21 protein-coding genes are annotated in these 22,270 nt (G+C 58.9%); 8 read left to right on the top strand and 13 right to left on the bottom strand.

Annotation, left to right across the window (positions count from 1 at the left end):
• Nucleotides 1-23 precede the first annotated feature (23 nt).
• The 4 genes from ACVWXD_RS03040 to sctC all read right to left on the bottom strand — a co-directional run bounded on the left by ACVWXD_RS03040 (nucleotide 24) and on the right by sctC (nucleotide 2,707).
• Complete coding sequence (locus tag ACVWXD_RS03040; RefSeq protein ID WP_032888087.1) at nucleotides 24-485, bottom strand: transglycosylase SLT domain-containing protein; 462 nt, start codon at nucleotides 483-485, stop codon at nucleotides 24-26.
• A complete protein-coding gene (locus tag ACVWXD_RS03035; protein ID WP_032888085.1) occupies nucleotides 478-876 on the bottom strand; it encodes a winged helix-turn-helix domain-containing protein in 399 nt (132 codons plus the stop codon). Before ACVWXD_RS03035 ends, ACVWXD_RS03040 begins: the two co-directional genes overlap by 8 nt.
• Nucleotides 877-1,018: 142 nt before the next feature.
• Nucleotides 1,019-1,243 (bottom strand): FliM/FliN family flagellar motor switch protein, encoded by a 225-nt coding sequence (locus tag ACVWXD_RS03030; RefSeq protein WP_032887609.1) that lies wholly within the window; start codon nucleotides 1,241-1,243, stop codon nucleotides 1,019-1,021.
• A gap of 15 nt (nucleotides 1,244-1,258) precedes the next feature.
• On the bottom strand, nucleotides 1,259-2,707 hold the full coding sequence (gene sctC / locus ACVWXD_RS03025; protein ID WP_375803667.1) for a type III secretion system outer membrane ring subunit SctC: 1,449 nt from the start codon (nucleotides 2,705-2,707) through the stop codon (nucleotides 1,259-1,261).
• Between the two features lie 249 nt (nucleotides 2,708-2,956).
• Between sctC and ACVWXD_RS03020 the strand changes: the two genes are divergently transcribed.
• The 5 genes from ACVWXD_RS03020 to cobA all read left to right on the top strand — a co-directional run bounded on the left by ACVWXD_RS03020 (nucleotide 2,957) and on the right by cobA (nucleotide 8,635).
• Entirely contained in the window at nucleotides 2,957-4,183 is a 1,227-nt protein-coding gene (locus ACVWXD_RS03020; protein ID WP_032887605.1) for a CmpA/NrtA family ABC transporter substrate-binding protein, read from the top strand.
• A 13-nt stretch (nucleotides 4,184-4,196) separates the two neighbouring features.
• A complete protein-coding gene (locus tag ACVWXD_RS03015; RefSeq protein ID WP_032887604.1) occupies nucleotides 4,197-4,772 on the top strand; it encodes an ANTAR domain-containing response regulator in 576 nt (191 codons plus the stop codon).
• A gap of 211 nt (nucleotides 4,773-4,983) precedes the next feature.
• The gene (locus ACVWXD_RS03010; protein ID WP_095185347.1) at nucleotides 4,984-6,195 is read left to right on the top strand and encodes a nitrate/nitrite transporter; all 1,212 of its coding nucleotides are present in this window, start codon (nucleotides 4,984-4,986) and stop codon (nucleotides 6,193-6,195) included.
• Nucleotides 6,195-7,865 (top strand): protein kinase domain-containing protein, encoded by a 1,671-nt coding sequence (locus ACVWXD_RS03005; RefSeq protein WP_457370661.1) that lies wholly within the window; start codon nucleotides 6,195-6,197, stop codon nucleotides 7,863-7,865. The genes ACVWXD_RS03010 and ACVWXD_RS03005 overlap by 1 nt, the downstream gene beginning before the upstream one ends.
• A gap of 26 nt (nucleotides 7,866-7,891) precedes the next feature.
• Entirely contained in the window at nucleotides 7,892-8,635 is a 744-nt protein-coding gene (cobA, locus tag ACVWXD_RS03000; protein ID WP_032887600.1) for a uroporphyrinogen-III C-methyltransferase, read from the top strand.
• A 57-nt stretch (nucleotides 8,636-8,692) separates the two neighbouring features.
• On the opposite strand, the gene ACVWXD_RS02995 is transcribed toward cobA, so the two are convergent.
• From ACVWXD_RS02995 to ppsA, 8 genes are all read right to left on the bottom strand, one after another.
• A complete protein-coding gene (locus ACVWXD_RS02995; protein WP_032887598.1) occupies nucleotides 8,693-9,673 on the bottom strand; it encodes an OmpA family protein in 981 nt (326 codons plus the stop codon).
• A 107-nt stretch (nucleotides 9,674-9,780) separates the two neighbouring features.
• Nucleotides 9,781-10,371 carry an RNA polymerase sigma factor SigX gene (gene sigX / locus ACVWXD_RS02990; RefSeq protein ID WP_032887596.1) on the bottom strand — a complete coding sequence of 197 codons (591 nt, stop codon included), beginning with the start codon at nucleotides 10,369-10,371 and terminating at the stop codon, nucleotides 9,781-9,783.
• A gap of 87 nt (nucleotides 10,372-10,458) precedes the next feature.
• Nucleotides 10,459-11,283: a mechanosensitive ion channel family protein gene (locus ACVWXD_RS02985; RefSeq protein ID WP_003175519.1), complete on the bottom strand. Its 825-nt coding sequence runs from the start codon at nucleotides 11,281-11,283 to the stop codon at nucleotides 10,459-10,461.
• A gap of 2 nt (nucleotides 11,284-11,285) precedes the next feature.
• Entirely contained in the window at nucleotides 11,286-11,531 is a 246-nt protein-coding gene (locus ACVWXD_RS02980) for a hypothetical protein (protein ID WP_025854229.1), read from the bottom strand.
• 85 nt (nucleotides 11,532-11,616) lie between these two features.
• Nucleotides 11,617-12,612, bottom strand: coding sequence for a zinc transporter ZntB (locus ACVWXD_RS02975; RefSeq protein WP_032887594.1), 996 nt, complete (start codon nucleotides 12,610-12,612; stop codon nucleotides 11,617-11,619).
• Between the two features lie 24 nt (nucleotides 12,613-12,636).
• Nucleotides 12,637-13,128: a ribonuclease E activity regulator RraA gene (gene rraA / locus ACVWXD_RS02970; protein WP_032887592.1), complete on the bottom strand. Its 492-nt coding sequence runs from the start codon at nucleotides 13,126-13,128 to the stop codon at nucleotides 12,637-12,639.
• A gap of 187 nt (nucleotides 13,129-13,315) precedes the next feature.
• A complete protein-coding gene (locus ACVWXD_RS02965) occupies nucleotides 13,316-14,305 on the bottom strand; it encodes an alpha/beta fold hydrolase (RefSeq protein ID WP_032887590.1) in 990 nt (329 codons plus the stop codon).
• A gap of 106 nt (nucleotides 14,306-14,411) precedes the next feature.
• Complete coding sequence (gene ppsA, locus ACVWXD_RS02960) at nucleotides 14,412-16,787, bottom strand: phosphoenolpyruvate synthase (protein WP_032887588.1); 2,376 nt, start codon at nucleotides 16,785-16,787, stop codon at nucleotides 14,412-14,414.
• A 178-nt stretch (nucleotides 16,788-16,965) separates the two neighbouring features.
• On the opposite strand from ppsA, the gene ppsR reads away from it, so the two are divergent.
• Nucleotides 16,966-17,784, top strand: a complete 819-nt coding sequence (gene ppsR, locus ACVWXD_RS02955) for a posphoenolpyruvate synthetase regulatory kinase/phosphorylase PpsR (RefSeq protein WP_027603681.1) — start codon at nucleotides 16,966-16,968, stop codon at nucleotides 17,782-17,784.
• Nucleotides 17,785-17,899: 115 nt separating this feature from the next.
• On the opposite strand, the gene ACVWXD_RS02950 is transcribed toward ppsR, so the two are convergent.
• Nucleotides 17,900-19,324 (bottom strand): aminotransferase-like domain-containing protein, encoded by a 1,425-nt coding sequence (locus ACVWXD_RS02950; RefSeq protein WP_032887586.1) that lies wholly within the window; start codon nucleotides 19,322-19,324, stop codon nucleotides 17,900-17,902.
• Between the two features lie 160 nt (nucleotides 19,325-19,484).
• On the opposite strand from ACVWXD_RS02950, the gene ACVWXD_RS02945 reads away from it, so the two are divergent.
• Both ACVWXD_RS02945 and moeB read left to right on the top strand, forming a co-directional pair.
• Nucleotides 19,485-20,378 carry a DMT family transporter gene (locus tag ACVWXD_RS02945; protein WP_160385034.1) on the top strand — a complete coding sequence of 298 codons (894 nt, stop codon included), beginning with the start codon at nucleotides 19,485-19,487 and terminating at the stop codon, nucleotides 20,376-20,378.
• A gap of 23 nt (nucleotides 20,379-20,401) precedes the next feature.
• Nucleotides 20,402-22,264 carry a molybdopterin-synthase adenylyltransferase MoeB gene (gene moeB, locus ACVWXD_RS02940; protein WP_457370660.1) on the top strand — a complete coding sequence of 621 codons (1,863 nt, stop codon included), beginning with the start codon at nucleotides 20,402-20,404 and terminating at the stop codon, nucleotides 22,262-22,264.
• Nucleotides 22,265-22,270: the final 6 nt, after the last annotated feature.

Here is a 22,270-nt window from a genome sequence, read left to right as displayed (position 1 = left end):
ACGCGAGGCGTGCTACCCAAACATCAATAGCGCTGCTGTACGAGCAACTCATAGCGTGCCCAGATTTTCTCTGCATAGCGCATGCGCAATGCGTCGCGCTGAGGGCCTGAGCCAGCGCCAACATTGTAGGAACCTACCGCCGTCCAGTTGTAGCCAAAGCGCTGAATGAAATCGGCCAGTATGGAAGCGCCTACTTCCACTGAGAGGCACGGCTCACTCAACAGCCGCTCCTCGGTAATGCCCAGCTTGAGCAAGCGGGGCAAATGGATACTGTTGATCTGCATCAGGCCGATGTCACGCGTACCATTTTGGTTTGCGTGGTTGATCGCATCTGCACGAAACCCCGACTCCACGGCAGCGATAGCCTGCAGCAATTCAGGCTCGATACCGTAGCGACTGGCGGTTTCCTCCCAGCAGTAGGCAAACGCCTGGTTTGCGCTGATCAATAGGCCGAGCAACAGCAGCCTGCGCCACAGCTTAGCCACGCCTGAGCTGACCACAGGCCGAACACAGGTGCTGCGCGGCATCCGTATGCCCAGCCCCATGCCGCTCAACGTTCACGGGACAGGTGAAGCGATACCCACGACCGTAGATGGTCTTGATAAACCCCTTGTCGGCTCCAAGATGCTTGCGCAGCGAGTAAATGCAACGGGTCAGTGACTCCTCCGCGACCTCCCCTTGTGGCCAGGCCAGTTCAAGCAAATGATCCTTGGTCATCAGGACACCGCCAGAGGCAAGCAGCAACCGCAAAACATGCAGCTCCTTGGGCGGCAACTGAACATCGCTGACTTTACCGCTTAGACGACCATCGCCATGCAGTATCCACTGGGAGAAATACAGGGAAGTCGCAGTCAACCCATCATTCACGACGGCCATATCCACCTCGGCATCCGACTCATTCCTTATTTCCAGTACTGGCTCTTGTGCCCACGTCATGACTATAAAAAACCGCCTTGCAGCCCACGCTAGGAAAAAACCCATACAGCCGCCGCTTTTCAACATCACCCTGTAAGACCGTTCATTTACAACTGTCAGATGCCCCTTTTCGATAGACCTCGTGCAATTCAATCCCCAGGCGATCCTCCAACTGCACCAACTCCCCCAACGCCAATAGCCTGCCGTTAACCCGAACCTCCACGCAGTGGTTGATTCCAGGCGCCAATGGCAGCACCTTCCCAGGCGCAAAGGCTGAAAGGCGCCTGAAACTGACCAGTTGTTCCTGTAGAAGAATTTCCATATGCACGGGTTAGCACCTTTTTCACGGAGAGATATCGCGACCCGGGTGCACAAACGCACGTTGCACTCGTTCGTATTGCGCCGCAGTCAACGGCGGCGCACCAACGCCTGCCGGTAACGCCTTCTCGCTACCCACGGCCCGGGACTGAATCACAAACAGACGAACCTTGGCCGAGCTATTTGATACGGCGTTGCGTCCCTGCTCATTGGCCTCACGGCTAAACGGCCCCAACCACAGGCGCTTGCCCTGCGGCACTTGCACCACGCTACTGACACTCACTCGCCCGACCGCGCTCGGTTTGCCGCGCCGACCGGCCTGGCTCATCTGGCGACCATCCTCAACGTGGAGAAGCATCTCGATCTGATTCGCTTCGGCAAAACGCGGTAACACGCTGACTTGGGAGCCGTAATGCACAGGCTTCCAATCAGCATGATCCTGTCCGGGAGCGGGCAGATAGAAGGTGTGGTTATCCTGAAATACCGCTGGCACGTTCTCTTGGGTGAGAATCACCGGTAACGTCATCACTTTCGCTCGCCGCCGATGCTCCAGCGTGGCGATTTGCGCCATCAAGCGGTTATCGTCAATCGGTTCCAGGATTCGCGTGGCCTGACCCTTCGCCTCCTTATCCCAGGCAGGCTCCAGTTTTTTCAGGTCGTCACGCTCCACGTCCACCATCCAGAGCGAGACTTCGACAGACCGCTTGGGTGTGTCCAACTCGGCGATCAATCGCTCGATGAAACCCAACTGTTCAGGCTCGCCCTTGATCAGCAGGCTGTTGGTATCCAAATAGGGGATCACCGCCAGACTCTGGTCGGCCAGTGGTCCGTCCTCCTCAGACGCCAGCAGGGTGTCGATCAGCGACGCGATCCCCGGCACCGTGACCTTTTCCGGGCCCATGGAGTACACCCGGTCAGCAACATGGGTGTTGAGTACCTGGACGACAGCAAACGCCTGGGTACCCACGCGCAAATCAGCACGTTCAAGGTCCATCAATTGGGCCAGATGCAACACCTGATCGACATAATTGGGCGGGCCCGACACAGAGAATGTCCGAGTTCCGCTGATCCTAAGGGGGTAGCGCGTTTCATCAACCCCCGAGCGGCGCATGAGGGCGCGAAACCTGTCGACGGATATATGCAACAACGTCACGGTCGAGCTTTTTGCTTCGCTGACGTCATAGAGGTAGAGCGCCTGCCCATCGCCGTACCAGATCAAGCCGTATTGCAATGCAAGCGTCTCCAGGGCGTGTTGAGGTGTATCGAGGTCAATGACTTCACTGATGCGTGTGCGCGCCACTTCACTGCTCACGACAATGGGCAGGCCCATAGGCACGGACAAGGCAGTAAAGACGGTATGCAGGCTCTCGTCCTGCGCCTGATAGGTTTCGCCATGGGCATCGGCACCTCCCAGCATCAGCGCGGCAAGCAGTAGCCAGAGGCAGGGAGTCGTTAAGGGGAAGTCAGCGTACACCGTAGGTTTCCTGGGCGGCCTGGCAGTGAGAGGCGGCCATACTGAGAGGCCGTCCATTTTCAATCTTGATGGAAAGGTGACGGCCGACAGCGCTTCCAGGCCCGTGGCATGTGCCTTGCTTTGCACTCGTTATCAGAGCGCACTCCAACGGCGGAGCGAGCTTACGGACAAAGGCGTCGTTACCCGCAATGGCCTTGCATCGCCATCTGAGGGAACGGCGCTTTTTTTTGAAAGAAAAGGTAGGTGTTGATGAACGATTCGGTTGGCAGCAGCCCGACAAGAGACCCACTGGCCTGGGTCAACGGCAGTGATGCTCCGGAAAAGAGCAGCCTCGACCTGGGCTTCATGGCTTTGAGCGACTGCGCCTCCTTGGTGGTGGCGGCAACCCAGGGCTTCGCTCAACCTTATGGCCTGACGCTAAACCTCAAGCGCCAATCCTCGTGGGCCAACCTGCGGGACAAACTGGTCAGCGGTGAACTGGACGCCGCCCACAGTCTGTACGGGTTGATCTATGCCGTTCACCTGGGCATCGGCGGCGTCGCACCCACCGACATGGCGGTGCTGATGGGACTGAACCAGAACGGTCAAAGCATCAACCTGTCCCACGCCCTGCAACGACAAGGGGTGGTCACTCCTGAGGCATTGGATCGCCACGTGCACCAAAGCCGAACAAAACTGACCTTCGCACAGACCTTTCCCACAGGCACCCACGCCATGTGGTTGTACTACTGGCTCGCAAGTCAGGGCATTCATCCGTTACAGGATGTGGACAGCGTCGTGGTACCGCCCCCACAAATGGTTGCGCACCTGCAAGCTGGTCGGATTGATGGCTTTTGCGTCGGAGAACCCTGGAGTGCCAGCGCAGTCGCGCAAAACCAGGGCTTTACACTGGCAACCACCCAAGCGATCTGGCCGAACCATCCAGAAAAGGTGCTCGGCTGCACACAGGCCTTCGTCGACCAATACCCCAACACCGCCCGCGTATTGGTCATGGCTATTCTCGAAGCCAGCCGTTTTATTGAAGAAAGTATCGAAAACCGACGTTCCACCGCGCAGTTGCTCAGCGGCCGCGAGTACCTTGACGCGCCTCTCGACTGCATCGAACCCCGCCTGCTGGGCATTTATGACGATGGCCTGGGCAACCACTGGCAGGATCCCCATGCCCTGCGCTTTTTCGCCGATGGCGAAGTGAACCTGCCATATCTCTGCGATGGCATGTGGTTCATGACCCAGTTTCGACGCTGGGGCCTGCTGCGCGAAGACCCTGATTACCTGGGCGTTGCCCGCCAGGTCCAGCAACTGGCGCTGTATCGCCAGGCGGCAGACGCGCTGGGCATCAATGCGCAACGCCAGGACATGCGCAGCAGCCAACTGATCGACGGCAAGGTGTGGGACGGCTCGGACCCCGTCGGCTACGCCCGCAGTTTCCGATTGCATGCCATCGCCGACCACGCCAACCGCCAAGCCTTGCGCTGACAGGAGCACTTCTATGCTGCGAATCCTGTTGATCAATGACACCCCGCGCAAGGTCGGGCGCCTGCGTACGGCGCTGATCGAAGCTGGCTTCGAGGTGATCGATGAGTCCGGCCTGACCATCGACTTGCCGGCACGCGTCGAAACAGTGCGCCCGGATGTGATTCTGATCGATACCGAGTCACCGGGCCGCGATGTGATGGAGCAAGTGGTGCTCGTCAGCCGCGACCAGCCCCGGCCTATCGTGATGTTTACCGACGAGCACGACCCGAACGTGATGCGCCAGGCCATCAAGTCCGGTGTCAGTGCCTATATCGTCGAGGGCATCCAGGCCCAGCGCCTGCAACCGATCCTCGACGTGGCCATGGCCCGCTTTGAAAGCGACCAAGCCTTGCGCGCCCAGCTTCAGGCGCGGGACCAGCAGTTGGCCGAGCGCAAGCGCATCGAACTGGCCAAGGGCATGCTGATGAAAATGAAGGCCTGTAATGAGGAAGAGGCCTACACACTGATGCGCCGCCAAGCCATGAGCCGCCAACAGAAACTGATCCAAGTGGCAGAGCAAATCATCGCCATGAGTGAACTGCTCGGCTGATGTGGCGCGGGACTTGCTAAACAATCATCACAGGTAACCAACGGCGGTTGCCCCTCCACGACAAAGACGTCGCACATCCGGTTTGCCCTCGCGAACCCGATGGCGGCGTTTTTTCGTTTTGGCCCCAGCAGCACGGGGCCGGTGGGGCGGCCTCAGCCGGCTGCTCCATCACCAGGCCTTCTTACAAGACTCCCAACCGTTGAGGTGCGTGATGAAATCAAGCTTCTGGAAATCCGGGCACACCCCGACCCTGTTTGCCGCGTTCCTGTATTTCGATCTGAGCTTCATGGTCTGGTATTTGTTGGGCCCGCTGGCGGTACAGATTTCCGCCGACTTGCACCTGACCACTCAACAACGCGGCTTGATGGTGGCGACACCGATCCTTGCGGGCGCTGTGTTGCGCTTCCTGATGGGCATGCTGGCGGACAAGCTATCCCCAAAGACAGCCGGGCTGATTGGCCAGGTGATTGTGATTGTCGCGTTGTTCGGCGCCTGGAAACTGGGGGTTCACAGCTACGAACAAGCCTTGTTGCTAGGGCTGTTCCTCGGTATGGCCGGCGCATCCTTTGCAGTGGCGTTGCCGTTGGCGTCCCAGTGGTATCCAGCCGAACACCAGGGCAAGGCCATGGGCATCGCCGGCGCCGGTAATTCGGGCACAGTGTTCGCTGCATTGTTGGCCCCGGTACTGGCGGCGGCCTTTGGCTGGAGCAACGTGTTCGGCTTCGCACTGATTCCGCTGATCCTGACCCTGATCGTGTTCGCCTGGCTCGCGAAAAATGCGCCTGAACGCCCTAAAGCCAAGTCCATGGCTGATTACTTCAAGGCTCTGGGCGACCGCGACAGTTGGTGGTTCATGTTTTTCTACAGCGTGACCTTCGGTGGCTTTATCGGCCTGGCCAGCGCCCTGCCCGGCTATTTCAACGATCAATACGGCCTGAGCCCCATGACCGCCGGCTACTACACCGCCGCCTGCGTGTTCGGTGGCAGCCTGATGCGCCCACTGGGCGGCGCCTTGGCCGACCGTTTCGGCGGGATCCGCACACTGCTCGGCATGTACAGCGTCGCAGCAATTTGCATCGCGGCAGTCGGTTTCAACCTGCCCAGTTCCTACGCGGCGCTGGCGCTTTTCGTCTGCACCATGCTCGGTTTGGGCGCAGGCAATGGCGCTGTGTTCCAACTGGTACCACAGCGTTTTCGCCGTGAGATCGGCGTGATGACCGGCCTGATTGGCATGGCCGGCGGCATCGGCGGTTTCGCCCTGGCGGCGGGCATGGGTGCGATCAAGCAGAGCACCGGAAGCTATCAATTGGCCTTGTGGTTGTTCGCGAGCCTGGGCGTATTGGCCTGGTTCGGTCTGCATGGCGTCAAGCGCCGCTGGAGAACTACTTGGGGTTCGGCCGCTGTGACCGCCGCGCGCGTCTGATGAGCCTGCAACTGAGCATCGCCCACGCCAGTGCCATCGGCCCACGGGCGGAAAACCAGGATGCGCTGCGGGTGGTTACCCCCGCTGCGGAACTGGCGGCGAGCAAAGGCTATCTGTGCGCCATGGCCGACGGCGTGAGCCAGTGTGCAGACGGTGGCCTGGCCGCCCGCTCAACTCTGCAGGCCCTGGCCCTGGATTACTACGCCACGCCGCAAACCTGGGGCGTGGCACAGGCACTGGAGCGGTTGCTACTCGCACAGAACCGCTGGCTGCAGGCCAATGGGGGAGGTCAACCGTTGCTGACCACCCTCAGCGCCTTGGTCTTTCGCGGCCAGCGCTTCACCCTGGCCCATGTCGGCGATTGCCGGGCATATCGCTGGCTGGACGGCGAGTTGCAGCGCATCAGCGAAGACCATGTGTGGGAACAGCCGGGCATGCAGCATGTGCTCAAGCGTGCCCTTGGCCTGGATCAACATCTGGTCCTGGACTTTCTCGACGGTCAATTGCGCGAGGGTGAGTGTTTCCTGCTGCTCAGCGATGGCGTGTGGGCAACCCTGGCCGATCACAGCATCAGCGCGATCCTGCGTGAACAAACCGACCTCGACCTGGCGGTAAGCACCCTGATCAACGCCGCGCACCTGGCGGGTAGCCAGGACAATGCCAGCGCCCTGCTGGTGCGTGTCGACACGGTCGGCGAGGCCACACTCGGTGACGCCTTGGTGCAGCTGCAGCAATGGCCCTTGCCACCGCCGCTCAAAGCCGGGCAACACTTTGAAGGTTGGCAGGTCGACGCCGTCCTGGCACACAGCAGGCAGTCATTGTTGTACCGGGTACGCGATGCCCAGCAGCAACCCTGGCTGCTGAAAACGCTGCCCCTGAGCCGCGATAATGACAGCGACGGCGGTCAGGCATTGTTGTCGGAAGAATGGTTTCTGCGACGGGTTGCCGGGCGGGCGTTTCCGGAAGTCCATACGGCCAGCGGGCGTCAGCATTTGTACTACGTGATGCGTGAATATCCCGGTATGACCCTCGCCGAGCTCTTTCAGCGCCAGGGCCCACTGCCCCTGGCGCAATGGCAGTCCGTCGCCGAGCGCTTGCTGCGCGCGGTGGGCATGCTGCATCGACGGCAGATCCTGCACCGCGATATCAAGCCGGAAAACCTGCTGCTGGGGGACGACGGAGAATTGCGAGTATTGGATTTCGGTCTGGCGTATTGCTCCGGCCTGTCAGAGGATCGCGCCCATGTGCTGCCCGGCACTCCGAGCTTTATCGCGCCTGAGGCGTTCAATGGCGACCGTCCTACAGCACAACAGGATTTATATAGCGTTGGTGTGACGCTGTATTTCCTGCTGACCGGGCACTACCCATACGGTGAAATCGAAGCTTTCCAACGACCTAGATTTGCCCAATCCGTCACCGCCAGCCGCTATCGTCCGGACCTCCCGGACTGGCTCCCTCTGAGCCTGGAACGCGCTGTGGCAGCGCAGCCGACGCATCGCTACGAGACTGCCGAGGAATGGCTGCTGGTGCTGGAGCAGGCTGACCGCCAAGAGCTGAGCATCCGTCCGAGGCCACTCCTTGAGCGCGAACCTTTGAAGGTTTGGCGCACCTTGGGCCTGGTCTCGATGCTGATCAATCTGATTCTTCTGTATTCACTCTTTCATAGCTGACGTCAGCTCTAGACGAGGAAAAACACATGAACGCAAAAGTCTGGCTGGTGGGCGCAGGCCCCGGCGACCCAGAACTGTTGACCCTCAAAGCCGTACGGGCAATGAACGAAGCCGATGTAGTGTTGATCGATGATTTGGTCAACCCGGCCGTACTGGAGCACTGCGCCGAGGCTCGTGTGATTACCGTGGGTAAACGCGGTGGCTGCCGCTCAACCCCGCAGGATTTTATCCATCGCCTGATGCTGCGTTACGCCCGCCAAGGCAAGTGCGTGGTGCGGCTCAAAGGTGGCGATCCGTGCATTTTCGGACGCGGTGGTGAAGAGGCCATGTGGCTGCGCGAGCGTGGCGTCGAGGTGGAGTTGGTCAACGGGATCACCGCAGGGCTGGCGGGTGCGACGAACTGCGCGATTCCTCTGACATTGCGCGGTGTCAGCCGCGGCGTGACGTTGGTCACGGCCCACACTCAAGACGACAGCAGCGTTAATTGGCGCGCGCTGGCAGAAGGTGGAACGACATTGGTGGTGTACATGGGGGTGGCCAAGCTGGAGGAGATTCGCCAGCAATTGCTCGGAGGCGGGATGGCAGCTGATATGCCAGTGGCGATGATCGAAAATGCATCACTGCCCCAGCAGCGCGAATGCCGTAGTGAGCTGTCACGCATGCACGAGGATGCTCATTCCTTTGCCTTGAAGAGCCCTGCAATCCTGGTGATTGGCAGTGTTGCCGCCACCGACCAAGTGGCCTACATCACGGCAGCGGCCAGTGCCTGAGGCAAATTCCAGGCGAAAAAAAGCCCGGCCTGAGCCGGGCTTTTTTCTACTCAGTAATTACTGAGCTTGAGCTTCAACCGACGCTTCTACGCGACGGTTAACAGCACGACCTGCTTCAGTTGCGTTGTCAGCAACTGGGCGGGATTCGCCGTAACCAACAGCAGTTACACGGCTAGGAGCAACGCCGTCTTTAACCAGAACTTGCTTAACAGCGTCAGCACGACGCTGGGACAGCTTCTGGTTGTAAGCGTCTGGACCTACGGAGTCAGTGTGACCAGCAACTTCTACGTTGGTAGCTGGGTACTGAGCCATGAAGTCGGCCAGGTTTTTCACGTCGCCGTAGCTGTTAGGCTTAACAACGGATTTGTCGAAGTCGAACTTAACGTCCAGCTCAACACGAACAACCTGAGCAACTGGAGCTTCTGGCTCTGGAGTTGGCTCTGGAGCTGGTGCTGGAGTAGGAGCTGGAGCAGCTGCGCCAGCGTTACCGCCGAAGTTTACGCCCAGGCCGACCAGTGCGGAGTAGTCCCACTTGCCGTTGTCCAGACCGTAGTCAGCTTCAACACCGGCACGAGCGTACAGGTTGTTGGTGAAGTAGTACTTCACGCCAGTACCGACGGTAGCGAAAGTGGTCTGATCGCGACCGCTGTGGCCGTCAGCTTGTACGTTGCCACGGCTCTGGTGGCCGAAACCGCCTTCAACGTATGGACGCAGGCTGTCAACACCAGCTTGACCGAAGTGATACTGGGCAACCAGGCTGCCGGTATCGCCTTTGATCTTCTGGCTACCAGTACCGTCGTTCGAACGGGTGTGGTTGGTTTTGTCGTAGGACAAGTTCAAGGACAGGTCGTCGGTCAGGAAGTAACCGATGCGAGCGCCAGGATTGAAGCCGTCTTCGATGTGCTTGACGCTATCGTTGTACTGCTTCTTGTAGAACAGCTCGCCTTCAACTGCGCCTTGGCCTTGTGCCAGAACGCCGAAAGAAGTTGCGGCAATAAGAGAACCAATGGCCAAGCCCAAGGTGTTTTTCAGTTTCATCCGTTAAATCCCCATCTGGTGATTGTAAAGCAGTCCCACAAACCGGGGGACAACTCGGCGACAAGTCTAACAGAACTTGCCTACACGTAAGAGATATTTGCCACGCACTAAGTTTCAGTCTCGCCCGCAAATTTCTCACGTAATTTATCTAGAGCACGTTTGTAACGCATTTTTGTAGCACTCAAACCCATGTGCATGATGTCAGCGATTTCCTGGAACTCGAGCTCTGCGACAAATCGCAGCACCAGAATTTCCCGGTCAATCGGGTTCACATACACCAGCCAGCGATCGAGTCCGCCCTTTTCCTCGGGTGCCGGCGACTTCTCTTCAGTCGCCTCCTCAAGGGGGTCCAGACTCAAAGCGTCCATCAAGCGACGCTTTCGCCGTTCCTTCCGATACTGCGTGATGCACTCGTTGTACGTGATGCTGTAGAGCCAGGTCTTGAACTTCGATTTACCCTCAAAGTTCTTCAGGCCGTACAACACCTTGAGCATCACTTCCTGACAGACATCGTCCGCATCTCTATCGTTCCCTAAATACCTTGAACAAACGTTGAACAGAGTGCGTTGATATCTGCGCATCAATTCTTCGTACGCGCGAGTGACGTGAAACAGCTCCGTGTGCGAGCGCGCGACCAACTCCTCATCAGAGAGCTCACGGGGGTCATAGCGCGTGGACAGCGTTTGGGCTTTATTCAAAACAAGTCGTGCCGACAGTCAGGTCAATGTCCGCTACAGCCCGGTCAGCCGAGCTTGCGGCGGCGTACATTAGCAGGGTTTACCGGATTAGCGGCTACTGACCTGCTGCTCCAGGAGAATCCGATTGGACAACGACACCAGGTCACCGTCATCGGTCAGCACCGTCGTCTTGACCGTGCCGATCTCCTCGATTTGCCCTTCGACCTCGCCTACACGCACCTGTTGCCCAACTTGATACAGCTCGCGCACATAGATTCCCGCAAGAATCTGACCCGCAATTTCCCGGCTTCCCAAGCCCATGGCCAGCGCAACGGCCAGACCAACGGTAATCAAAACGATCACAATTACATGGTTGAGCAGGTCAGTCTTGACCTCCAACTGGCTGATCGCGACCGAAATACTGATGATGATCACCAACCCCTGGGCAATTCGCCCCAGGCCAGCAGCATAATCCAGCCCCACGCCTTCGGCAGCGCCGCGCACCAGCCCATTGGCCAGTTGCGCCAGCAGAACACCTACCAGCAGTACCAGCGCGCCGCCGAAAACTTTCGGTAAATACAGCGCCAGCATGTCGAGCGTAGCTGAAACTCGCTCAAGTCCAAGGGATTGAGCCGCAGAAACCAGAAAAATCAGCAAAACGAACCAATAGACGATCTTACCGATCAACGTGGAGATCGGCACTTGCAGCCCGGCACGCCCCAGCAGTTTGGTCAGGCCAGTGCCTGCCATCAGGCGATCAAGCCCGAGTTTAGCGAGCAATTTGGACAGCAGGGTATCGAGCAGCTTGGCTACGACAAAGCCCAGCAATACCAGGACCAGAGCACCAAACAGGTTGGGAATGAAGTTCGCCACCTTGGTCCACAATGCGGTCATTGCAGTGACCAGGCTCTGGGTCCAGAGATCAAGTTCCATATTCAATCAGCCTTATCAGCAGTGCGAGCAAGAGGTTTACGACGGGAAACCGGTGAAACGTGGGCCGAACCGTTGTTCAAGGCCATCATCAACGCCGGCACCCAGCGGCCGAGCAGACCGAACAGGTCACCCGCGCCCACCTGGCGGTTAGCGGTTTTCAACACGCGGCCCAAGCAGGCATCGTCGTCACGGTTGGACGGCGAGGCATTGAGCATGTCACGTAAAGACTGTTCGAACGGATCGTGCATAAAGACCTCTCGCAAGTGTTTTAAAGACGAGGGGAAAATTCCTGGGGTCACATAGGACCCTTCCTACATTCAGGTGATATTCAGCTCAAACCCAGCGTAACCGCCGAAATAGCCACCATTGTCCGAGAGCCACCGACACCATCAACAGGCACGCAATGATGAAGCCATAGGGGCTCTGAGAGAAAGGTATGCCTCCCACATTTATACCCAGTAAGCCGGTCAAGAAGCTCATGGGCAGGAAGATTCCAGTGATGATCCCAAAGCGATACATCGTGCGGTTCATGCGCACGCTCAAGCGCCGGTCTTCGGCCTCCAGCACAAGCCCCACGCGCTCGCGGGTCAATTCGAGCTCTTCCAGATAGCGGGTCAGGCTGTTGTTCAATTCGTTCCAATAGTCGGCATCGTCATCGCAGAACCATGGCAATTTGATCCGCGTCAGTTGAGCAAAAATGTCCCGCTGCGGCGCGAGGAATCGCTTGAGCCCTGCCGCTCGTCGACGGATCTGCAACACGCTGCCGTGCTCCGGAGTATACCGTTCGTCGGTATCGAGTTTTTCTTCCTCGGAATCCACGACTTCAGAGAGGTCCGTGACCAGATCCTGCACTTTATTGGTCAGGTACTGCGCCATATAAAGGATGAGTTCAGACGCAGTTCTTGGCCCTTTTCCCTCCGCCAGTTGCACAAGCAGTTCATCGGTAGCGCGCAGCGGGCGCAGGCGCAAGGAAATCACGCGGCTGGCGGCGGCGAAGATACGCACCGACACCATGTCTTCGGGCTCTGCACCCGGATTGAGGTTAACCCCGCGCAGGAACAGGAGAAGCTCGCCCTCTGGCAGCGGCAACAAGCGCGGGCGGGTGTTCTCCTCCAGCAGCAGGTCGCAGGCAAATTCGCTCAGGCCACTGGATTTACGCAGCCAGGTCTGGGTCTGCGGATGGCTGCGATCCCAATGCAGCCACAGGCTTTCCTGGGGCTGCAGTTGCAAGTCGTCGAGCTCAGTCCGGGCAATCGAACGCGCACCGCCTTTACCGTCCAGCACCAGGGCATGCACCAGCCCCCATTGCGCGTTTTCTTCCTCGAACATCCTCACCCCGTCGGTTATTGCAGTTTATTCAGGCATTTTCAGCGGGCTTGGCGACACAATCACGCCATTATTATCCGCATAGATGTACTCACCCGGACGAAAGGTCACGCCGGCAAATGTGACCACCACATTCAAGTCACCGATGCCGCGCTTGTCGGTCTTCATCGGGTGGCTGGCCAGGGCCTGGACGCCAAGATCGGTCTGCGCGATGACATCGACATCACGGATGCAACCGTAGATCACCAACCCTTCCCAGCCGTTTTTTGCGGCTTTCTCGGCAATCATGTCGCCCAACAACGCGCGCCGCAGGGAACCGCCCCCGTCGACCACGAGCACCTTGCCGGCGCCCGGCTGGTCGGCTTGCTCCTTCACCAGCGAGTTATCTTCGAAGCACTTGATGGTGACAATCTCGCCGCCAAAGGAATCTCGGCCGCCAAAATTACTGAACATCGGCTCGACCACCTGCACCAGATCCGGGTAGGCGTCGCAGAGGTCGGGGGTCACGTAATGGTTCATCGAAAAATTCCTTTCTGCCAGAGAAGTGTCTTTCAAAGAAGTACCGGCCGAAGCGGACGGGGAACATCCCTTTCGCCTCGCCGCAACGCAAGAGCCACTGCGCGACTGAATATGACCAGAAGCGTTCAGCGCGTCATATCTTAGCCGCAACCTCGCACAAGCGAAACGCCCTTGGCAGAGGGCTGCGTCAAACCGTCGCCACTGTATCGACCGGGGCGCCAAGCAACGGTGTGAGCGGATCTTTTAACCATTGCGCCACCAGCGGCCACACTTCGGCCTGGGCGGCCTTGCTCACCAGCATTTCCACGTGCCCGAAATCCTCGGTAAAACCTTGCTGGCGGCCCAGGCAAAGGTATTGCCGATGCTCAGAACCGATTTGCTCGAACAACTTGCGACATGCCCAATCAGGGTCCTGTTGATCACCGGCAGCACTGACGGCCAACAGCGGCACATCGACGGTTGCCAGGCCTTTCCACCAGTCCTGCTTACCCTCGCCAAAGCGTCCAAACAGGCCATTCCAACGCATGGCTTCGATCAGCACGCCTGCGGGCTCATCCTCCGGACCGCGCTTGAGGCGCGAGCCGGACAATTCCCCGAAGCGTTTCAGAAGCAATCGACCGGTCCACTCCACCGGAGGAAGCTTCAATGGCCAGTGGGTGCGACTGACCTGGCAACCAAACAAGGCCACGGAAGCCACTGCCGGCGCGCCAAGGTGCTCACCACCCAGCGCCGCCGCCAACGCTGTGCCGCCCAGGGAGTGCCCGATCCAGTGGGGGATCTGCGCACTTTGCTCTCTCACAAACGCGCCGATAGCCGGCAAATCATAGCGCGCGTAGTCGGCGACTCGATTTTTGGCGTAGTCATGATTGCGCTTGGACAAACCATGGCCGCGCATTTCCGGTATCCACACATCGAAGCCCTGGCGCGCCAGGAAAGCACCCAAGCCGATGCCTTTAGGCGAATACCAGAAACGCCGATTAGAAAAACTGCCGTGCAACAAAATAACCGGGATGCCCCGGTTTTCCGGGACATCGGCAAGGCCCAAACGGGTAACTGCCAGCTCAACGGTGCCGTCGGGGCTATTACCGGGTTTGAGGCGATATACATCTTCACTCAGGTCGCCACGACGTTCAGCGCTGATCAGGGCGACGGGAAACAGATTGCTGCTGCTTTGCATAATGCTCTTGCACAAAAAAGGGCGGCGTCCGGAAGGAGATCCGCCCTGCACAGATAAGAATGCCGGTCACCCACAACGAGTGACCGGCACTTTTGACGTAGCGACTTTAGGCGGACGCTTGGCCTTCCGCCAGGAAGAACCAGGTTTCCAGCACGGAGTCGGGGTTCAGCGAGACACTTTCGATGCCCTGTTCCATCAGCCAACGGGCCAGGTCAGGGTGGTCGGAAGGGCCTTGGCCGCAGATGCCGATGTACTTGCCGGCCTTGTTACAGGCCTGGATAGCATTGGACAGCAGCTTCTTAACCGCAGGGTTACGCTCGTCGAACAGGTGAGCGATGATCCCGGAATCGCGGTCCAGGCCCAGGGTCAGTTGGGTCAGGTCGTTGGAACCGATGGAGAAACCGTCGAAGAACTCCAGGAACTCTTCGGCCAGGATGGCGTTGGACGGCAGCTCGCACATCATGATGACGCGCAGACCGTTTTCACCACGGGACAAACCGTTTTCAGCCAGCAGGTCCACCACTTGGCTCGCTTCGCCCAGGGTTCGGACGAACGGCACCATGATCTCGACGTTGGTCAGCCCCATCTCATTACGTACACGTTTCAGCGCGCGGCATTCCAGCTCGAAGCAATCACGGAAAGCTTCGCTGATGTAACGCGAGGCGCCACGGAAACCCAGCATTGGGTTTTCTTCTTCCGGCTCGTAAAGCTTGCCGCCGATCAGGTTCGCGTATTCGTTGGACTTGAAGTCCGACAGGCGCACGATGACCTTTTTCGGGTAGAACGCCGCCGCCAGGGTGCTGATACCTTCCACCAGCTTCTCGACGTAGAAGCCCACCGGGTCGTTGTAACCGGCGATGCGCTTGTCGACGCTTTCCTTGATATCCAGCGGCAGGCCGTCGTAGTTCAACAGCGCCTTGGGGTGCACGCCAATCATACGGTTGATGATGAACTCCAGGCGGGCCAAGCCCACACCGGCGTTCGGCAACTGCGCGAAGTCGAAGGCACGGTCCGGGTTGCCGACGTTCATCATGATCTTGAACGGCAGGTCCGGCATGGCGTCGATGGAGTTTTGCTTGATGTCAAAGCCCAGTTCGCCTTCGAAGATGAAACCGGTGTCGCCTTCGGCACAGGACACGGTCACGCCTTGACCATCCTTCAACAGTTGGGTGGCGTTGCCGCAACCTACAACTGCCGGAATGCCCAGCTCACGAGCGATGATCGCCGCGTGGCAGGTACGCCCGCCACGGTTAGTGACGATAGCGCTGGCACGCTTCATCACTGGTTCCCAGTCCGGGTCGGTCATGTCGGAGACCAGTACGTCGCCTGGCTGGACCTTGTCCATCTCGGACACGTCCTTGATGATCCGCACCTTGCCGGCGCCGATGCGCTGGCCGATGGCACGGCCTTCCACCAGCACGGTGCCGGTTTCCTTGAGCAGGTAGCGCTCCATGACGTTGGCCGAAGTGCGGCTCTTCACGGTTTCCGGACGGGCCTGCACGATGTACAGCTTGCCGTCGTCGCCGTCTTTGGCCCATTCGATGTCCATCGGGCACTTATAGTGCTTTTCGATGATCATCGCTTGCTTGGCCAATTCGCTGACTTCCGCGTCGGACAGGCAGAAACGTGCACGCTCGGCCTTGTCCACATCAACGGTTTTCACCGAACGACCGGCCTTGGCCTCGTCGCCGTAGATCATCTTGATGGCTTTGCTGCCCAGGTTGCGGCGCAGGATGGCGGGACGGCCAGCTTCAAGGGTGTGCTTGTGTACGTAGAATTCATCCGGGTTGACCGCGCCCTGTACGACGGTTTCTCCCAGGCCGTAGGCGCCGGTGATAAACACCACGTCACGGAAGCCCGACTCGGTATCCAGGGTGAACATCACGCCGGCGGTGCCGGTTTCCGAACGCACCATGCGCTGCACACCGGCAGACAAAGCCACCAGCTTGTGGTCGAAACCTTGGTGTACGCGGTAGGAAATGGCGCGATCGTTAAAGAGAGAGGCAAACACTTCCTTGGCGGCGCGGATCACGTTTTCCACGCCACGAATATTAAGGAAGGTTTCTTGCTGACCGGCGAAGGAGGCGTCGGGCAAGTCTTCGGCGGTGGCCGAGGAGCGCACGGCGACAGCCATGTCCGGGTTGCCGGCCGACAATGTGGCGAAGGCGGTGCGGATTTCTTCGTTGAGCTTCTCGGGGAACTCGGCGTCCATGATCCATTGGCGGATCTGGCTGCCGGTCTTGGCCAGGGCATTGACGTCATCGACGTCCAGGGCGTCCAGCGCGGCGTGGATCTGAGCATTCAGGCCGCTCAGTTCGAGGAAATCGCGGTAAGCCTGGGCCGTGGTGGCGAAACCACCGGGCACCGAGACACCAGCGCCTGCAAGATTACTGATCATCTCGCCGAGGGATGCGTTCTTGCCCCCCACGTGCTCTACATCATGGACGCCGAGCTTATCGAGGGAAACTACGTACTCTACCAAGGTGATCTCTCCACTTTCTGTGTTGGAAAAGCTCAGGACGCCGGCGGCTCAGTAGGAGCTAACGCCCGCGCTTGTGGCCTGGACCTGGAAAATAAGTGAGAATGCGGCCCACTGCGGGACGGCAAAATCGCGCCTATCATATCCAAGATTCGCCATCAGCTTAAGGCCCAGGGCTCAAATGAAACGATCTGCTTTCTTTATCTCCGACGGCACCGGCATTACAGCCGAAACATTGGGTCAGAGCCTGCTCGCGCAGTTCGAAAACAATACCTTCGCAAAATTCACGCGGCCCTATATCGACAGCGTGGATAAAGCGCGGGCCATGGTACAACAAATCAATCTTGCGGCTGAAAAAGACGGCTTTCGGCCGATCATTTTCGACACCATCGTCAATCAAGACATCCGTGAGATTCTCGCAACGTCGAATGGTTTCATGATCGACATCTTCTCGACCTTCCTGGCGCCGTTGGAGCAGGAGCTGAGCGAACACTCCTCCTACTCCGTAGGAAAGTCCCATTCCATTGGGCATAACTCCAACTATATGGAGCGTATCGAGGCGGTGAACTTCGCCCTCGACAACGACGATGGCGCCCGCACGCATTACTACGACAAAGCCGACCTGATCCTGGTGGGCGTGTCGCGCTGCGGCAAAACGCCCACCTGTCTGTACATGGCCATGCAATTCGGCATCCGCGCGGCCAACTACCCGCTGACCGAAGACGACATGGAGCACCTGACACTTCCGGCCGCCCTGCGCGCTCATTCCCACAAGCTGTTCGGCCTGACCATCGACCCGGACCGACTCACCGCCATCCGCAACGAGCGCAAGCCCAACAGCCGCTATTCAAGCTATGCCCAGTGCGAGTTCGAAGTGCGCGAAGTGGAAAATCTGTTCCGTCGCGAGAATATTGCGCACATCAATTCCACGCATTTTTCGGTGGAAGAGATTTCCGCGAAGATTCTGGTGGAGAAAGGTGTGGAGCGCAGGTTCAAATAACCTGTGGGAGGGGGCTTGCTCCCGATGGCGACGTGTCAGTTGACAGATTAATTGACTGATCCACCGCCATCGGGCGCAAGCCCCCTTCCACATTTGGGTCGGCGTACATTCAACTCTACAGATGGAACCTGCCCCCACCCTGCCCCAACGCCGTCGCCAACGCATCAAACCCCGCTCGCAACAACTGATCATCTCCCGAGGTATTGCAGATACTCGCCCGAATAAACTGCGGGACCGCCGTCTGCCCTACGGCAAATGCTTCGGCGGTGGCGATCAGGTAATTGTTCTGCTTGAGCTCCGCCTCGATTTCCGACGCACGCCACGGCTCCGGCACTTCAATCCAGAAGTGCGGGCTGTTGAGGTGGGTGCGGTATGCCAGGCCTTCCAGCAGGTCACTCACCAAGGCTTTACGCCGGCTGATCTCGTTTATCTGTTGGCGCAGCAGATACTCGGCCGTGCCATTTTCGATCCATTGCGTGGCCAGTTCTAAGGTCACCGGCGTAGCCATCCAGCACGTAGAACGTAAGGCCGCCGAAATACGGCTGACCAACGCCGGCGGCGCATGCACATAGCCCACGCGCAGCCCGGCGGAAACGGCTTTGCTCAGGCTGCTGATCAAAATCGTGCGCTCGGGTGCGAAATGGCTGAGGGGCGGCGGCCGGTCTTCGACTAATACACCATGAGCTTCGTCTTCAAGGATCAGCAGATTGTGCTCGCGGCACACCTTGACCAGCGCTTCGCGGCGCGCCACCGATAACACGGCGGTGGTGGGGTTCTGGATCGTCGGCGTGCAGTACAGCGCCGAAATCCGGTGGTTTCGACAGACTTCGTCCAGCGCATTCGGCAACACGCCCTCGTCATCCATCTCCAGGCCGATCAGGCGGATGCCAAGCATGCGCGCCGCGGTGATCAGGCCTGGATACGTCAGTTGCTCGGTCACCACCGTATCGCCGGCACGCAGCAGCGCCATCATCGCGCAGAGCAGGCCGTGCTGGCCGCCATTGACGCAGATGACCTGCTCGGGAATCGGATGAAAATCCCTCTGCACCAGCCATTGCGCACCCGCTTCGCGGTAGCGCGGCAGGCCAGCGTCCGGGGTATAGGCGCTGATGTCCTGAAGGAACTTGGCGTTGGTCGATAAGGTTTGGAAGCTCTGGGCCAAGAACGCCGTCTCCTGCCCGGGGATATGCATGTTGCGGCTCATATCGAAGTACTGGCGCGGCTCCTCGCTGACGTTGCGAAAGCCTTCATCGCGCTGGCGCTCCATCCCACGCTTGCGCACGAATGTTCCGTCACCGACTCGCGCAACCACCAAGCCAAGGCGCTCCAACTCACCGTAGGCCCGGCTGATGGTGCCGATGGTCACACCCAGATTGTCGGAAAGCACCCGATGGGGCGGCAGTTTTCGTCCCGGCTCAATCAAGCCTTCGAGGATGCCCCGTTCCATGACATCGGACAGGCGCTTGTACTTCACGCCCTGACCGTTGGACAAGCCCTCACGCATAATTGACACCATGTCAATATTTGTTTTGACAGCCATCTTTCGCCCTAATAGTGTGCTTTTACGGGTTCAATCGCCGAATTTAATAACTCATTACAAGTTCAATATAGAGTTCAATTCCGGCTCAGGGAAGCAATAAACGATGCCAATGTCCGCCGCTATAGAAAACACCGCCAAAACCAACACCCAAAAACAGTGGTTGGCCGGGCTGATCACCAGTGTGATGTTCCTGATCGTGTGCCTGAGTTGGGGCACGACCTGGCTGGGCATCAAAATTGCCGTGGAAAGCGTGCCGCCACTGACCTCTGCCGGCCTGCGTTTCCTGATCGCGTTCCCGCTGTTCCTGTGTTTTGCCATGGTGCGGCGCGAGCCGATCCTGTTTCCCCGCGAAAGCCGCTGGTTCTTCGTGTTCGTGACCCTTTCCTACTTCAGCGTTCCCTACTACTTGCTCAACTATGGCGAGATGCATGTCTCGTCCGGCCTGACCGCCCTGCTCTTCAGTTGCATGCCGGTATTTATCCTGATTTTCTCCGCGCTATTTCTGCGCGAGCGCATCTACTTTTCCCAAGTGGTCGGCATCGGCATCGGCTTCGGCAGCCTCTACATGATCATCAGGAGCCAGGGATTGCACCTGGACCACGCCGAGTTCTTCGGCGTGCTGGCGATTCTGACCGCCGCGATCATGCATGCCTTGTGCTACGTGATTACCAAGCAGAAAGGCAGCGCCATCAGCGTGATCACCTACAACACCCTGCCCATCGGCATCGCCGGGCTGATGCTGTTCGTCGCCGGGCTGTGGTTTGAAACACCCACCTTTGAAGACATCACCCTGCGCTCCTGGAGTGCCCTGTTCTACCTCGGACTGGTGGCGTCGGTGGGCGGGTTCATCGTGTACTTCATGCTGCTCAAGCGCTTGAGCCCGATCATCCTGTCGTTCGTGTTCATCATCTTCCCGGTGTTCGCGGTGATCATCGGCGCCTGGTACGAAGGCGTGGCGATTTCACGCGACCTGATGCTGTATTCGGCCATCCTGCTGGCTGGCTTTGCGATCACCAAGTTGCCGATTGAAAAACTCATGGCCAAGAAAAATTGACCCACAACCAACGCGAGAGAAACATGGAAGTCCTCCGCCCCACCGCCCTGGAACAGATCTACGCCCACGCCAGCCGCAGCTATCCCGAGGAATGCTGTGGCTACGTCTTTGCCGACGGCAGCGTGTACCTGGGCAGCAATATCCAAAATGAATTGCACCACAAGAACCCCGAGATGTACCCGCGCAGCGCGGCCAGCGGCTACACCTTCTCGGTGGCCGACACCCTGCTGCTGAACAAGGCATTTCGCGGCGACAACCCCGTGGTGGTGATCTACCACTCCCACCCGGACGTCGGCGCGTATTTCAGCGACGAGGACCAGGACAAGGCGCTGTTCCTGGGCGAGCCGATCTACCCCGTGAGCTATCTGGTGGTGGATGTTCGCCAGGGCCAGGCCCTCGGTTCCAAGCTATTTGCCTGGGATGGCAAACATTTCGCCCTTCAACCCTTCAACGACCTGCACACGGAGTTGTCCATGAACGCTGTCTCTTTCCCCGATATCCTGGTTCGCGTGGCTAAGCTGCCGGAATCGACCCTTGAGAGCACCGGATCGACATTGCGCGAAGTCATTGAAAACCTCTGCTGCAGCCACCCGCAGTTGCGTGCGCACCTGTTTCACGAGAAGAACAACCAGCTCAAGGAACACTTCCTGTTTACCGCCGAAGAAGAGCTGATCGGTGCCGACGAACCCTTGCCGGAACAAGCCAAAATCGAAGTGCTGCTCGCCACGTCCGGCGGCATAGACCTCGACACTCTGAGCAACGAGGAAGTACAGCGTTACGTGCGCCACATCACCCTGCCGGGCGTCGGCCGCGAAGGCCAGTTGAACCTGAAAAAAGCCAAGGTATTGATCATCGGCACCGGTGGCCTGGGCTCACCCATCAGCCTGTACCTGGCGGCGGCCGGTGTCGGCACTCTGGGCCTGGTGGATTTCGATGTAGTAGAAAGCAGCAACCTGCAACGCCAAATCGTCCACGGCAACAGCACCCTCGGCATGCCCAAGGTCGAATCCGCCAAGCAACGCCTGCAAGACCTCAACAGTCATATCCAGATCAACGCCCACGACACCGCCCTGAATGCCGACAATGCCCTGGAGTTGGTGGGTGCCTATGACCTGGTGATCGACGGCACCGACAACTTCGACACCCGCTACCTGGTCAATGACGCCTGCGTGCAGCTTGGAAAACCCTTGGTGTATGGCGCCATTTACCGTTTCGACGGGCAGATCAGCGTCCTCAACTACAAGGGCGGGCCGTGCTACCGCTGCCTGTTCCCCAGCGCACCGCCCGCAGAGCTGGCACCCAATTGCAGCGCCGGTGGCGTGATAGGCGTACTGCCCGGCGTGGTGGGGATGATCCAGGCCACCGAGGCAATCAAGTTACTGATCGGCATTGGCGAGCCGCTGTCCGGGCGCTTGATGCGCTTCGATGCGCTGGCGATGAAATTCAGTGAAATCCGCTTCAAACGCCGCGCCGACTGCCCGTGCTGCTCCGAACTGCGCCACAGTGAAACGGTCGCGCCAGCCGTATGCGCCGACACCATGCCCAGCGCACCGTCACTCGCCGAAGAGCGCTACATCAAGCCGCGCGTTCTCAAGCAATTGCTCGAACACCCGCGCAGCGCCGACGTGCTGCTGGACGTGCGCGACGCCAGCGAACTGGAGGTGTGCAAGTTACCGGGGGTGGTGCACATCCCCCTCGCCGAGCTGGACGGTCAACTCGACCGCCTCAGCCGCGACAACACTCATTACCTGATCTGCTACGCCGGCACCCGCGCCGAGCAAGCGGCCAGTACGCTGCTCGCGGCAGGTTTTGCCAACACCAAAGTCCTGCAAGGCGGCATGAAGCACTGGGTTCGCGACGTCGAACCCGACATGCCCTTGTACTGAGTTGAG

Source organism: Pseudomonas sp. TE3911, from assembly GCF_054062775.1.
This window is presented reverse-complemented; position numbering and strand designations above follow the sequence as displayed.

Coding starts and splice junctions, on each gene's coding strand:
- ACVWXD_RS03035 (WP_032888085.1), bottom strand. CDS start 876: ATGGCCGTCGTGAATGATGGGTTGACTGCGACTTCCCTGTATTTCTCC.
- ACVWXD_RS03020 (WP_032887605.1), top strand. CDS start 2,957: ATGAACGATTCGGTTGGCAGCAGCCCGACAAGAGACCCACTGGCCTGG.
- ACVWXD_RS03015 (WP_032887604.1), top strand. CDS start 4,197: ATGCTGCGAATCCTGTTGATCAATGACACCCCGCGCAAGGTCGGGCGC.
- ACVWXD_RS03010 (WP_095185347.1), top strand. CDS start 4,984: ATGAAATCAAGCTTCTGGAAATCCGGGCACACCCCGACCCTGTTTGCC.
- ACVWXD_RS03005 (WP_457370661.1), top strand. CDS start 6,195: ATGAGCCTGCAACTGAGCATCGCCCACGCCAGTGCCATCGGCCCACGG.
- cobA (WP_032887600.1), top strand. CDS start 7,892: ATGAACGCAAAAGTCTGGCTGGTGGGCGCAGGCCCCGGCGACCCAGAA.
- ACVWXD_RS02995 (WP_032887598.1), bottom strand. CDS start 9,673: ATGAAACTGAAAAACACCTTGGGCTTGGCCATTGGTTCTCTTATTGCC.
- ACVWXD_RS02985 (WP_003175519.1), bottom strand. CDS start 11,283: ATGGAACTTGATCTCTGGACCCAGAGCCTGGTCACTGCAATGACCGCA.
- ACVWXD_RS02980 (WP_025854229.1), bottom strand. CDS start 11,531: ATGCACGATCCGTTCGAACAGTCTTTACGTGACATGCTCAATGCCTCG.
- ACVWXD_RS02975 (WP_032887594.1), bottom strand. CDS start 12,612: ATGTTCGAGGAAGAAAACGCGCAATGGGGGCTGGTGCATGCCCTGGTG.
- rraA (WP_032887592.1), bottom strand. CDS start 13,128: ATGAACCATTACGTGACCCCCGACCTCTGCGACGCCTACCCGGATCTG.
- ACVWXD_RS02965 (WP_032887590.1), bottom strand. CDS start 14,305: ATGCAAAGCAGCAGCAATCTGTTTCCCGTCGCCCTGATCAGCGCTGAA.
- ppsR (WP_027603681.1), top strand. CDS start 16,966: ATGAAACGATCTGCTTTCTTTATCTCCGACGGCACCGGCATTACAGCC.
- ACVWXD_RS02950 (WP_032887586.1), bottom strand. CDS start 19,324: ATGGCTGTCAAAACAAATATTGACATGGTGTCAATTATGCGTGAGGGC.
- moeB (WP_457370660.1), top strand. CDS start 20,402: ATGGAAGTCCTCCGCCCCACCGCCCTGGAACAGATCTACGCCCACGCC.